The organism is Frondihabitans sucicola (assembly GCF_030296615.1).
Taxonomy (GTDB): Bacteria; Actinomycetota; Actinomycetes; order Actinomycetales; family Microbacteriaceae; genus Frondihabitans; species Frondihabitans sucicola.
This window is the reverse complement of record NZ_AP027732.1, coordinates 1947528-1960133: the sequence shown is the minus strand read 5'-3', so window position 1 is coordinate 1960133 and position 12606 is coordinate 1947528. Positions and strand designations below refer to the sequence as shown.

The window sequence follows — 12606 nt, the reverse complement described above, 5'->3', positions numbered from 1 at the left end:
GGGTCACCTCTCCGACGACGTGGATCCGGCAGGATCCCCGCTCCTGCCCAGGCAGTGTTCGTCGATCCGGGCTTCGAACACCCGTTTGGCCATCCCGACGGCGTCGGTGCGGACCCTGTCGCGGAATGCGGCGAGGGCCTCGTCGTCGAACGCGCCCTGTGTGCGCTCCGAGTAGGCCTTCTTGGCCGTCCGCACGGCGACGAACAGCAGCTTCGCTCCACCTCGCGCCGACTCGGCGGGGGCCGCGTCGAGCGCGCCGTCCGCGAGGGCCAACTGGTAGCTGCCCAACTGCGGATTCTTCTCTGCCTCGGGCCCGGTCGGCGCGTACTTGCCCGTCTTGAGGTCGACGATGACGACGCTGCCGTCGGCCTGCTGCTCGACCCGGTCGATCTTGCCCCGGAGCGCAGCCGGGGTGACGTCGAGTTCGAATCCGGACTCGGCTCCGAGCAGCGTCGAGTTGCTGGCCACGAAATCGCCGAGGTACGCGGCGAGACTCTCGGTCATCTGGCGGGCGCGGCGCTTCTCGGCGGCGCTGATCCATTCGGACTCGAATTCGAGCTCTTCCCAGCGAGCCTCGACGCCCTTCCACAGCGACTCGACGTCGATCTCGACGGCGTTCTCCATGACGTCGTGGATGACCGTGCCGAGCCCCATCGCCGTGCTCGAGCTCGAGCCGCCGAAACGGTCGATGAACCAGTGCAAGGGGCACTCCTCGAAGCTGCCCATCGAGGACGGTGACACGGGAACCCGCGCTTCGGGATCGGACAGGTCGACGAGGTCGTCGAGGGTCGACGGCTCGAGAAGGCCGTACCACTCGTCGGGCGAGGCGCCGACGATGTCGGCTTCGGCCAGACGCGCCAAGCCGCTGGCCGCATCGGCAGCGTCGAGCGGGCTGCGGCCGGAGACCTGCACGTGCCGGAGGTGACCGACGAGGCCTCGCAGCGACAGAGGCGGCCGGATGTCTGCCGTCGGTGTCGACCTCGGCAGCAGGCGGAAGAACATGGACGGCGCTTCGTCGTCGTTCGCAGTGCACGAGAGGATGACCTGGCGGGTCGCTCGGGAGGTCGCCAGAGCGAACATGCGGAGTTCGTCGGACAGGACCTCGGCGCGGCGGTCGACCGCGGAGGCCTCGCCACCCGCAGACGGCGCCGCAGACGGCGCCGCGGACGGGCTCCCGCTCACGACGGCGTCGACGAGCGCGTCGGGGGCGAGCAGCCCTCCGCGCACCCGCAGATTCGGCCAGATGCCGTCTTGGAGCCGCGCGACGACGACGACTTCTACCTCGAGGCCGATCGCCGCCGACGGTGTGCAGACCATCACCGACTCGGCCAGAGCCTGTGGCGACAGCGTGTCTTCTGGCACGTCGGCGCCGATCATCGCGTCGAGGAAGACGACGGCATCGGCCTCCGGGCTCCTCTCGACGAACCGTTTGGCCGCCGTGAAGAGCGCGACGACGCCGTCGAGGTGCCGGTCGGCTTCGGCCGCGATGATGCCGTGGCCACGCGACTGCGCGCTCCACTCGTCGGCCAGCCGACTCCGCTCCCAGAGGCCCCAGAGGATCTCTTCGATGCTGGCTCCGCCGCGGGAGTCGGCCCGAGCCTGGTCGAGGCTGGCGGAGAACCGCCCAGCACGCGCCGCGAACCTGGCATCGATGGTCGCGAAGCGACCCGGCCCCTCCAGTGCTTCGACGAGGAGGGCGTCGGCTGTCCGGGTACCGCCGCCGGAGAGCTCTTCGGAGCGGAGGGCCAGGCGCAGCCGCCGAAGCGACAGCGAGTCGAAACCGGCGAGCGGACCGCCGAGCAACTCGCTCGCGACGTCGGCCGTCAGCTCGTCTCGACCGGTCGCGACGGCGGCGGCGAGCAGGAGGTGCCGGGCGCCGTATTCGTCGCGGACCGCCCGACCCGCCACCGGCGTGCGGGTCGGCACCTCGGCGAGCTGGAGCGCTCGGGCGACCGACGGGACGAGCGCGCCGTTGCGCACCACGACTGTCATCGACGACCAGGGAACCCCGCCGAACAGGTGGTGCTCGCGGAGGGCGCGGGCGACCGCGGCGACCTCGTGCGCCGGGCTGTCCGACTCGATCCGCCAGAGCGGCGGCACCGAGACCGCACCCGTCTCGTCGCCCTCGTCGGCGAAGACGGCTCGTGCCCCGTGTTGGCGCCCGGCCCCGGCGGTGCCGATGCGCTCGGTGACCGCTGCCACGAACGATCGAATCGAGGCAGGATGCCGGTACACGGCGTCGAGGTGCAGCGTCGTCACGGCCGGGAGACCCAACCGGAGGGCCAGCCGCCCGAGCACGTCGGGCGAACCACCGCGGAACGCGTTGGTCGCGAGGTCGGGGTCGCCGAAAGCCACCACCGCGACGCCCCGGCGCACGAGCGCACGCAGCAGAGCCAGCGTCGACTCGGTCGCCTCCTGCGCGTCGTCGACGACGACGACCCGGAGCTTCTCGACGAGGGGCGAGGACTCGCCGCGATCGAGCGCCGCCGCCGCGAAGTCGACCAGCTCGGCCGAGTCGAGCACGCCGGCCCGCAGCCCGTCGACGACACCGCGGTACTCGTCGATGAAATCGGCGGCGGCGAGCCACTCGGAACGTTCGGTCGCGCGGCCGAGCTCGCGGAGGCGGTCGGTCGTGATGCCGTGTTCGGTCGTGCGCATGAGCAACTCGCGCAGCTCGGTGCGAAATCCGCGCAGTGCCCGCACAGGCGCACCCAGTTGCTCGGGCCAATCGGGGCCTGAGCCGTCGTCGACGTGGCCGTCGAGGAGGTCGCGGATGATGGCGTCCTGTTCGCCACCGGTCAGGAGCACAGGCGGCGCGCTGGACGCCATCCGGGCGGCGTGCCCCACGATGTCGAAGGCCAGCGAGGCGACCGTGCGCGCGAGGGCCCCGGCGTCGGAACATCGAGTCGGGCGGCGAGGACGTCGCGGAGCGCCGTCGCCGTGCCGCGCGTCGGCGCGAGAGCCACGACCGCCTCGGGGCCCCAGCCCTCGCGGTGCACGCGATCCAGGACGTACGCGATCAAGGCCTCCGTCTTGCCCGACCCCGGCGCACCGATGACGGCTGCCGATTCGGCCTCGCCGAGCGCAAGGACGGCGAGCTGTGACGCGTCGAGCTGTACGGGCGCTCGGAGAACACGCGAAGACGGCTCGGCGCTCGAAGACGGCTCGGTGCGAGGAGACGGGGTGACCACGAGAACGACGCTAGCGGCTCCCACCGACATCGCCCCCTTCGATCCTGCGCTCCTCCGCGCCGCGGACGAGTCGAACGCGACGCGCCCTTCTGCCGACAGTGAACGCAGCAGCGCGGCCGCCTCGAAGTCGGTTATCGTCGTCCTCGTGGACATTCGCATCGGTATCGCCAACAGCCCCCGTGAGATCTCGTTCGAGTCGGCCCAGACGCCGGCCGACGTCGAGAAGGTCGTCGCAGACGCCCTCGACGGGAGCAAGTCCTACTTCACCCTGTCCGACACCAAGGGCAAGGTCTTCATCGTTCCGACCGCCGGGCTCGCCTACGTCGAGGTCGGCAGCGAAGAGCGCGGCCGCGTCGGCTTCGTCAGCTAGTCGTGGAACTGCTCTTCGCCGCGCTCGGCGGCGCGCTGCTCGGCTTCATTTTCCACTTCGCCCTGCCCGGAGCCGACACACGCGGTCTCGTCTGGCTCGCCGGCTGGGGAACCTCCGCGGCCATCGTCGCGTGGGAGGTCCTCACGTGGCTCGAGTGGAAGTCGGGTGCGGGCTGGATCTGGGTCGTCTCCCTGCTGGCCGCGGCTCTGACCGTCGTGGCGGTCGCGCGCATCGGCACCCTGCGCCGCCGGGCAGCCGACAAAGAGCTTCTCGAAGCGCTGTTCCGCGGTTCCGCCGCGTGAGTCGCGTGATCCTGCGCCCCTGATCCGGAGGCGAGCAGGATCACCCGCTCGTTACGCGGTCAGGCCCAAGGAGTCCATGCGGCGAGTGTGAGCCGCGATCAACTCGGTGAACACCGGCTCGAGGCGCTCGTCGTCGGCCGACTCGTGCGACGCCGAGATGGCTGCGCGGGCAACCAGCAGCGTGTCGCCGACGAGGCGACGACCCCACAGGGCGAGACGCGAGGCGAGCTTGGGATCGGCGCCGATCGCGAGCGAGAGCTCGGCCACGATCTCGGCCTCGTCGGTCGCCGCGTTCCACTCGAGCGCGGCGACGACCCGCTCGCGATAGTCGGCCGGAAGCCCGGCGGCGAGCCGCGAGAAGACGTCGTTGAGGAGGCCCGCGCCGACGAACGTGGCCAGCATGGTCTCGTGCCAGTCACCCCCTCCGGTGCGGTGCTGGAAGTCGTCGATCACGTCGGTGTGCGGTTGCATAACGTCGGACGCGTCTTTCCCCGCGCGCTCGATCTCGACGAGCAGAGCCTTGTGCCGCTCGAGCGTCGAGGTCGCCACGAGCCCGGTCAAGGCCTTGGCCCGCGTCGACGGCGCGATGCTCGAGGCGCGGCCGAGGGATTCGAACAAGGCCAGTTGGAGGTACGCGGCGAGCCCGAGATAGACGTCGAGATCGGGGGTGAAGTCGCCGAGTTCGACCCGGCTGACCACGAGAGGCCGGGACGTCGCGCGAGGGCGAGCGTTCTGCGCGGCCCGCCGGTCGCGGAAGCCCCTCCATGAAATCACGGCACCACCTTAGAGGGTCGAGTCTGGGCGCTGAGGCAGCCCCACGGGCCGACCGGCTAAACTGTGGGCTTACCCCTATATATGAGACAGGGCCACACTTGACATTCAGCGACCTTTCGATCGACCAAGACATGGTCGACGCTCTGGCGGCGAAAGGGATCATCGAACCTTTCCCCATCCAGACCCAGACCATCCCGCTCGCTCTCTCCGGCCAGGACATCATCGGCCAGGCGAAGACCGGCACCGGAAAGACCTTCGGCTTCGGCCTCCCGATCATCCAGCGCATCGGCCTCCACCCGGCGCCCGGCGTCAAGGTGCTCGTGGTCGTCCCGACCCGCGAACTCTGCGTCCAGGTGACGCAAGACCTCGAGATCGCCACCGCGAACCGACCCGACACGCAGATCGTCTCGATCTACGGGGGCAAGGCCTACGAGGGCCAGGTCGAGCAGTTGAAGGCGGGCGCCCAGATCGTCGTCGGCACCCCGGGCGGCTCCTCGACCTCGCCGGTCAGCGGCTCCTCGACCTCAAGAGCGTCACCGAAGTCGTCCTCGACGAAGCCGACAAGATGCTCGACCTCGGGTTCCTCTCCGACATCGAGAAGATCTTCGCGCAGACGCCGGCCACTCGCCACACGATGCTCTTCTCGGCGACGATGCCCGGTCCGATCGTTGCCCTGGCACGCCGCTTCATGTCGAAGCCGATCCACATCCGTGCGACCGACCCTGACGAGGGCCTCACGCAGGCGAACATCAAGCACGTGGTCTACCGCGCGCACAACCTCGACAAAGACGAGGTCATCGCCCGGATCCTGCAGGCCGACGGTCGCGGAAAGACCGTCATCTTCACCCGCACCAAGCGTGCGGCCGCCAAGCTCGTCGAAGAGCTCAACGATCGCGGATTCAACGCCGCGGCCGTTCACGGCGACCTCAACCAGGAACAGCGCGAGCGAGCGATGGCCGCCTTCAAGGCGGGCAAGAAAGACATTCTCATCGCCACCGACGTCGCAGCTCGCGGGATCGACGTCAACGACGTCACCCACGTGATCAATCACACGGTCCCCGACGACCCCGACACCTATCTCCACCGCGCCGGCCGCACCGGCCGCGCCGGCAAGACCGGCATCGCGGTCACGTTCGTCGACTGGGACGACCTGCACAAGTGGGCGCTCATCAACCGCGGCCTCGAGATGGACATCCCGGAGCCGGTCGAGACGTATTCGTCGAGCCCGCACCTGTTCAGCGACCTCGACATCCCCGCGGGCACCCGGGGCAGGCTCAAGCCGACGTCGCGCGAGACTCCTCCGCGCTCCGCGTCCGCCGGCACGGGCCGCGACTCCGGCCCGCGCGGCGGATCCCGCGACGGTTCGCGTGACGGTTCGCGCGGTCGCTCGCGCACGCGCGGTGGCGACAGCGCCCCTCGCGAGTCGAGTGCACCCGCCGCCACCACGCAGGCGCCCGCCGCCGACGGCGAGGCCCGTCCGGCCCGCAACCGGAGCCGCAACCGCCGCCGTCGGCCGAGCGGTGAAGGCTCGACGGCTCCCGCCGCGTCCGAGTAGCGCTCGCTCCGCTCGAAGCCCCGTCGCCCTGTGCGGCGGGGCTTTTGCGTCGCTGGCTCGCCCAGTCCAGGTCCGTCCGGCGCCGCCTCGTCCGGCGCGGCCCGGCCCCGCCCCACCCCGGCCGGCCAGGCCGGAAATCGAAGGGGTTTCTTCGCCGGACACGAAAGTGAGGCGGATCGCACGGCGTCTCCCGAAAAATCCCCTTCGATTTCGGGAGGGAGCCGGAGCGGCGGGAGTCAGCCGGAGACGGGTGCGCTGCCGGTCGCCTGTTCGAGGATACGAGCGAACTGTTCGGGATCCGTCGTGTTCTCCCCCAGCCGGTTCGGCTTGCCGTCACCGTGGTAGTCGCTCGAGCCGGTGACGATGAGACCGTACTTTTCGGCGAGTTCGCGCAGAGTCTGCTTGCCGGCCTCGGTGTTCTCTCGGTGACCGACCTCGATCCCGCCGAGTCCCGCTTCGATGAGTTCGAGAAGGTGGGTCCGTGGCAGGTTGGCCTCGCGCCCGCGCGTCGCGGGATGCGCCAGGACCGGTACGCCGCCGGCATCGCGGATGAGCTGTACGCCGGTCAGCGGGCTCGGCGCTTCGTGCGGCTCGTAGTACCCGCTCCGCCAGTGCAGGATCCCGGCGAACGCTGCGCTCCTGTCCCGGGCGTAGCCCTTCGCGACGAGCGCGTCGGCGATGTGGGGGCGCCCGAGCGTCGCACCCGGCGTCGCCTGGGCGAGGACGTCCGCCCAGCTGAGGTCGTAGTCGGCGCCGATCCGCGTCACCATGCGCTCGGCCCGGTGCAGGCGGTCTTCGCGCAGGCGGTCGGTCTCGCGCACCAGCGCCTCGTTCGCAGGATCGAAGAGGTACCCCAGCATGTGCACGCTGTTGAGACCAACGCGGGTGGAGAGTTCCATCCCCGGCACCAGCGTCATCCCCGTTCCCGCGACGGCGGCCGTGGCCTCCCGCCAGCCAGCGGTCGAGTCGTGATCGGTCAGCGCGACGGCCCCGAGGCCCTGCGCGGCCGCGGACCGGATCAGCTCCGCCGGGGTCTCCGTGCCGTCGGACACACTCGAGTGGGTGTGCAGGTCGATGCGGCCGGAGATCATCTGCCCATCGTAGGTCCCGGCTCGCCACGCGTCGTTCAGGCCCTGGTCGCTCGCCGTCCCGTAGGCTCTGTCCACCGTGCTACGCCGTTTCGTGACCTTCCTCCTGCTGCTCGCCATCGCCGCAGCGCTTTTCGTCGCTGCCTTCCCGCAGGTGGTGGGGCTGCAGCAGCACTACTACATCGCCCAACTGGTCTCCTTCCGGGGCGCCCTCGTCGTCGTCGCGGTCGTCGCGGCGATCGTTCTGCTCCTGCTGGGCCTCGCCATCCGTCCGGTGCGCGGGTTCCTGGGCGGTTTCGCCGTCCTCCTGCTCGTCTTCGCCGTCGTCTCCGCCGGCGTCATCGTCGAACGCGGCACCGGCTCGACGAGCTTCGATGCCAAGGTCTCCGGCGACATCACGGTGCTCGCCTGGAACACTCGCGGAAGCGCGACCGGCGCGGATGCGATCGCGAAGCTCGCACTCGCGGAGCACGCCAACATCGTCAGCTTGCCCGAGACGCAGCGCAAAAGCGCCGACGAGGTGGCTGCGATCATGAAGAAGTCGGGCGTGACGATGAGCGTTCTCACCCTGGCCTACGACCAGAAGGACGCGACCCGGTCGACCTCGTTGCTCATCAGCTCGAATCTCGGCGCGTACGAGACGTCGGCCGACAAGACGACCACCGACGTGCTTCCCAGCGTCGTCGCCCGGCCGAAAGACGGCACCGGCCCCGTGATCGTCGCAGCGCATCCCGTGGCACCGGTGAAGGCGCACATGGCGGCGTGGCGGCACGATCTCGACTACTTGGCCGACCTGTGCTCGGGCGAGAGCATGATCATGGCCGGCGACTTCAACTCCACCCTCGACCACCAATCCGGCCTCGGTGCGACCCCGAGCTCCACCCTCGGCAAGTGCCGCGACGCCGCCAAGGCAACCGGCAACGCCGGTGTCGGCACCTGGCCCACCAACGTGCCCGAGCTGCTCGGAACACCGATCGACCACGTGATGACGACCTCCGACTACAAGGTCACCGGCTTCACAGTCGTCTCGACCGAAGACCACGCGGGCAGCGACCACCGCCCTGTCGTCGCGCAGCTCACCCCGCGCGACGACCAGTAGGGCCTTCCACAGCGAGGTTCTCCACAGGCGGCCGATTGCCCGCCGCGCGCCAGGGCGCGGGCCGCATAATGGTTGTCATGGCAGATCAGAAGGCACCGCGGGCCACCTCAAACCGCTCGACCACTCCGGGCTCCGACACATTCAAGCAGTACATCTCGTCACAGTGGGCCGACCGGCCCGACGAGATCGTCCCTGCTCGCGAGCAGGCCTCGTTCGCCGCCGCCCGCCGCGCGAAGATCTCCGCGGCGCACCCCGGGCAGCGCCTCATCGTTCCGGCCGGCCAGGCCAAGGTCCGGTCGAACGACACCGATTATCCGTTCCGAGCGCACTCCGCCTTCTCCCACCTCACCGGCTGGGGCGCCGACACCGTCCCCGGCTCCGTCCTCGTGCTCGAGCCCACCGGCGACGGCCACGACGCCACCCTGTACTTCCGGGCGAGCGCGGGCCGCGATTCCGACGAGTTCTACGCGAATCCCGAGATCGGCGAATTCTGGATCGGGCCGCGGCCGTCGCTCACACAGGTCGGCACCGACCTCGCCCTCGCGACTCGCGATCTCGCCGACTTCGAGACCGTCGTCGCCGCCACCGACGCCGAGACCCTCGTCGTGCGCGAAGCCGATGCCGACCTCACCCGTCGCCTGGATGCGACCCTGCCCGCGGCTCCGGCCGACGAGACCGTCGACACCGTGGCCGACCGCGCTGCCAGCCTCGGGGTGCTGACCCGCGACCTGAGCGAACTGCGTCTCGTCAAAGACCCCTTCGAGATCGCCGAGATGCGCGCGGCCGTCGCCGCGACGAAGCGCGGCTTCGACGACGTCATCGCCGACCTCCCCGAAGTGATCGCCCACACCCGGGGCGAACGCCTCGTCGAAGGCACGTTCAATCGTCGCGCCCGCGCCGACGGCAACACGGTCGGCTACGACACCATCGCGGCGTCCGGCGACCACGCGTGCATCCTGCACTGGACAAGAAACGACGGCGCCGTCGCCCCGGGCGACCTCATCCTGATCGATGCCGGCATCGAGCTCGAGAGCCTCTACACGGCCGACATCACGCGAACACTCCCGATTTCCGGGCGCTTCTCCGACGTGCAGCGCCTCGTCTACGAGGCGGTGCTGGAGGCCGCCGACGCGGCTTTCGCGATCGTGAAGCCGGGAATCCGGTTCCGGGAGATCCATGCCACGGCCATGTCCGTGATCGCCGAGAAGACGGCCGAGTGGGGTTTCCTTCCGGTCAGTGCCGCCGAGTCGATCCAGCCAGAGCACCAGCACCACCGGCGCTACATGGTGCACGGCACCAGCCACCACCTCGGCATCGACGTGCATGACTGCGCCGCGGCCCGCCGCGACCTCTACCTCGACGGCGTGCTCGAGGCCGGAATGGTGTTCACGATCGAGCCCGGGCTCTACTTCCAGCCCGACGACCTCACCGTTCCTGAGGCGTTCCGCGGCATCGGCGTACGGATCGAAGACGACATCCTGGTCACCGCCGACGGTGCCGAGAACCTCTCCATCGCGATCCCACGGACCGCGTCTGACGTCGAGGCGTGGGTCGGTCGGCGCTGATCCTTCCGGGCACGCGCGGGGAGTCGGGCGGTGAGATGCACGACCGACGACGGCGTCCTTCGGCAGCCGTTGCGTGACCTCGGTGCGTGCGCCCGCGACGCCGAAGGGCGACCGTGGCCTCGGCTACCGGCGCCCTGCCGGCGCAAGGTGGCCCTGCGGGGCGGAAGGTGGCACTGCGGGGCGGAAGGTGGCACAGCGGGGCGCAAGGTGACCGTGGCATCGGCCACCGGCGCCCGGCACGCGAAGGGTGCCACCTGCTACGGGCGCTTGTCACGGGCGCGCCAGCAGTTCCTGGGCCCGCACCGTGAACTGCGACTCGACGATGACCTGATAGTTCGACGCGAGCACCTGGTGAGTGGAGGTGAAGTCGCGGCGGCGCCTCGTCAGGCTGTAGCTGACGACGCCGTAGAGCATGCCGAAGCCCGCGCCGATGACAGCGGCCGCACCGATCAGGCCGAGGGCCGACGATCCCGAGAAGAGCGTGACCACGATCCCCAGGAAGACGCCGAGCCAGAACCCGCTCAAGGCGCCTGCCAAGGCGACACGCCCGTAGCTGAGGGCTCCGGTAACTCGTTCGACGGTCTTCAGGTCGTTCCCGACGATCGACACGTGGGCGACCGGGAACTCGCGCTGTGCCAGCCTCGCCACCACGGCTTGGGCCTCGGGATAGGTCTCGTACGTGCCGAGGACGTCGCCTCGCGGCAGGGTCGGATACTGCGGACCGCGCCGACCGAGGGGCCGCTGACTGCTCATTCCGACATTAAACACGGTGGGCCCAGCCGCACAGGCTAAATTGGTTCTGTGAGCGCCACGAGAGTCTTCGTCGCCCGATTGGCCGGGTGCTCCGTTTTCGACCCCGCGGGTGACAAGGTCGGCAAGGTTCGAGACGTCCTGGTGGTCTACCGCAGCAGCGAATCGCCTCGAGTCGTCGGTTTTGTCGTCGAGGTTCCGGGCAAGCGGCGCGTCTTCGTCAGCATCGGTCGCGTCACCAGCATCGGCTCGGGCCAGATCATCACGACCGGCACCGTGACCCTTCGCCGCTTCGAGCAGCGCGGCGGCGAGGTGCGCGTCATCGCCGAGCTCCTGGGCCGGAAGGTGCGCCTCCGGCACGACAACTCGCAGGCCACGATCGAAGACGTCGCCATCGACGAGATCGGCGAGGGCGACTGGGAGGTCTCGCAGGTCTTCGTCCGCAAGCCCAAGACGAGCCCCTCGCCGTTCGGCAAGGGTGCGACGGTCTTCGCCGCGTGGGGCGACGTGCGCGAGGAGAATGCGACCGGTGAGGCGCAGAGCGCCGAGCACGTGATCGCGGCCTACGCCGACCTCCTGCCGGCCGACCTCGCCAACACCCTGCTCGACCTCACCGAAGAACGCCGCTACGAGGTCGCCGAAGAGCTCTCCGACGGACGTCTCGCCGACGTGCTCGAAGAGATGCCCGAAGACGAGCAGGTGCACATCCTCAACCGGCTCGAAGACAGTCGGGCGGCCGACGTCCTCGACCAGATGCAACCCGACGACGCGGCCGACCTGATCGCCCAGCTCACGGACGAGCGCGGCGAGGCCCTGCTCGGGCTGATGGAGCCCGAAGAGGCCGAAGACGTCCGCATGCTGCTCAGTTACGACTCCGACACTGCGGGCGGGCTGATGACCACCGAGCCGGTGATCGTGTCCGGCGACGCGACGGTGGCCGAAGGGCTGGCGATGATCCGGCGTCACGAGATCGCACCCGCGCTCGGGGCGGCGGTCTGCGTGGTGCTTCCCCCGTACGAACCTCCGACCGGCCGTTTTCTCGGCATGGTGCACTTCCAGCGGATGCTCCGCTATCCGCCGAACGAGCGCCTGGGCACCCTGATCGACCAGCAGCTCGAACCCGTCAACGTCGGCGCCTCGGCGCTCGAGGTCACCCGAGTCATGGCTCGGTACAACCTCGTGTCCGTCCCGGTCGTCGACGACAACCATCGACTGGTCGGGGTGGTGACAATCGACGACGTCCTCGACCACGTGCTGCCCGACGACTGGCGCAGCCAGGATCCCGAGCAACCCCTGGGAAGAACCCGCACTCGCATCAGAAGAACACCCGTGAGCAGTACCGGAAGGAGGACGACCAATGGCACGCGATAGCCGCAGCGACGTCCGTCTCGACTCCCCCAAGGGCCTCCGGGTCCGCGTCCTCCCCGGCCGGAACAGACAGAGTCGGGATCGCTTCGGTCGTGCCACCGAGGCGATCGCTCGCGGCATGGGAACACCCATGTTCCTGATCGCGCTGACGCTGTTCGTCCTGGCTTGGATGGGCTACAACACGCTAGCGCCGTCGGGGGTGCGATTCGACTCCGCGGCCATCGGCTTCACTGCTCTCACGCTGATCCTGTCTCTGCAGGCGTCCTACGCCGCACCCTGATCCTGCTCGCGCAGAATCGCCAGGACGACCGTGATCGAGTCCAGGTCGAGCAGGATCGCCAACGGGCCGAACGCAATCTGGCCGACACCGAGTACCTGGCCCGAGAAGTCGTAGCGTTGCGCCTCGCGATCAAGGACATGGCCTCGAAAGACTTCATCCGCGATGAGCTGCGGTCGCTCCTCGAAGAGATCGACCGCCGCGAAGACGACCGCGACTCGACGGGTGACCCCGTCGGTCGGGGCAGTGCGCGTGACTGACGGCGTC

General features: G+C 69.6%; 10 protein-coding genes and 2 pseudogenes. 7 read left to right on the top strand and 5 right to left on the bottom strand.

Annotated features, from left to right (window positions below):
• Positions 1-3 precede the first annotated feature (3 nt).
• Positions 4-2829 carry a PD-(D/E)XK nuclease family protein gene (locus QUE79_RS10125; protein ID WP_286346548.1) on the bottom strand — a complete coding sequence of 942 codons (2826 nt, stop codon included), beginning with the start codon at positions 2827-2829 and terminating at the stop codon, positions 4-6.
• Positions 2799-3191, bottom strand: a complete 393-nt coding sequence (locus QUE79_RS10120; protein ID WP_286346547.1) for an AAA family ATPase — start codon at positions 3189-3191, stop codon at positions 2799-2801. The genes QUE79_RS10125 and QUE79_RS10120 overlap by 31 nt, the downstream gene beginning before the upstream one ends.
• Between QUE79_RS10120 and QUE79_RS25475 the strand changes: the two genes are divergently transcribed.
• Together QUE79_RS25475 and QUE79_RS10110 are read left to right on the top strand one after the other, a co-directional pair.
• A complete protein-coding gene (locus QUE79_RS25475) occupies positions 3184-3561 on the top strand; it encodes a DUF3107 domain-containing protein (protein WP_350271677.1) in 378 nt (125 codons plus the stop codon). The genes QUE79_RS10120 and QUE79_RS25475 overlap by 8 nt on opposite strands.
• A gap of 2 nt (positions 3562-3563) precedes the next feature.
• Entirely contained in the window at positions 3564-3863 is a 300-nt protein-coding gene (locus QUE79_RS10110) for a hypothetical protein (RefSeq protein WP_286346546.1), read from the top strand.
• A 51-nt stretch (positions 3864-3914) separates the two neighbouring features.
• Here the strand turns inward: QUE79_RS10110 and QUE79_RS10105 are convergent, their stop codons facing one another.
• The gene (locus QUE79_RS10105; RefSeq protein ID WP_286346545.1) at positions 3915-4637 is read right to left on the bottom strand and encodes a ferritin-like fold-containing protein; all 723 of its coding nucleotides are present in this window, start codon (positions 4635-4637) and stop codon (positions 3915-3917) included.
• Positions 4638-4735: 98 nt separating this feature from the next.
• On the opposite strand from QUE79_RS10105, the pseudogene QUE79_RS10100 reads away from it, so the two are divergent.
• A pseudogene (locus QUE79_RS10100) lies at positions 4736-6192 on the top strand (DEAD/DEAH box helicase).
• Positions 6193-6428: 236 nt separating this feature from the next.
• On the opposite strand, the gene QUE79_RS10095 reads toward QUE79_RS10100, so the two are convergent.
• Positions 6429-7283, bottom strand: a complete 855-nt coding sequence (locus QUE79_RS10095; RefSeq protein ID WP_286346544.1) for a PHP domain-containing protein — start codon at positions 7281-7283, stop codon at positions 6429-6431.
• Between the two features lie 91 nt (positions 7284-7374).
• Here QUE79_RS10095 and QUE79_RS10090 point away from each other — a divergent pair, with 91 nt between their 5' ends.
• Together QUE79_RS10090 and QUE79_RS10085 are read left to right on the top strand one after the other, a co-directional pair.
• Positions 7375-8379, top strand: a complete 1005-nt coding sequence (locus QUE79_RS10090) for an endonuclease/exonuclease/phosphatase family protein (RefSeq protein WP_286346543.1) — start codon at positions 7375-7377, stop codon at positions 8377-8379.
• Positions 8380-8456: 77 nt separating this feature from the next.
• Entirely contained in the window at positions 8457-9944 is a 1488-nt protein-coding gene (locus QUE79_RS10085; protein WP_286346542.1) for an aminopeptidase P family protein, read from the top strand.
• A gap of 270 nt (positions 9945-10214) precedes the next feature.
• Here QUE79_RS10085 and QUE79_RS10080 read toward each other — a convergent pair whose 3' ends face one another.
• Positions 10215-10697 carry a YflT domain-containing protein gene (locus QUE79_RS10080; protein ID WP_286346541.1) on the bottom strand — a complete coding sequence of 161 codons (483 nt, stop codon included), beginning with the start codon at positions 10695-10697 and terminating at the stop codon, positions 10215-10217.
• 48 nt (positions 10698-10745) lie between these two features.
• Here QUE79_RS10080 and QUE79_RS10075 point away from each other — a divergent pair, with 48 nt between their 5' ends.
• Positions 10746-12065: a magnesium transporter MgtE N-terminal domain-containing protein gene (locus QUE79_RS10075; protein ID WP_286346540.1), complete on the top strand. Its 1320-nt coding sequence runs from the start codon at positions 10746-10748 to the stop codon at positions 12063-12065.
• Positions 12052-12599: pseudogene (locus tag QUE79_RS10070) on the top strand (DUF1003 domain-containing protein). Before QUE79_RS10075 ends, QUE79_RS10070 begins: the two are co-directional and overlap by 14 nt.
• Positions 12600-12606 lie beyond the last annotated feature (7 nt).

Bases quoted from the DNA above. Each gene is read 5' to 3' on its own strand.
- QUE79_RS10095 (WP_286346544.1), bottom strand. From the start codon at position 7,283: ATGATCTCCGGCCGCATCGACCTGCACACCCACTCGAGTGTGTCCGAC.
- QUE79_RS10080 (WP_286346541.1), bottom strand. From the start codon at position 10,697: ATGAGCAGTCAGCGGCCCCTCGGTCGGCGCGGTCCGCAGTATCCGACC.
- QUE79_RS10125 (WP_286346548.1), bottom strand. From the start codon at position 2,829: ATGGCGTCCAGCGCGCCGCCTGTGCTCCTGACCGGTGGCGAACAGGAC.
- QUE79_RS10085 (WP_286346542.1), top strand. From the start codon at position 8,457: ATGGCAGATCAGAAGGCACCGCGGGCCACCTCAAACCGCTCGACCACT.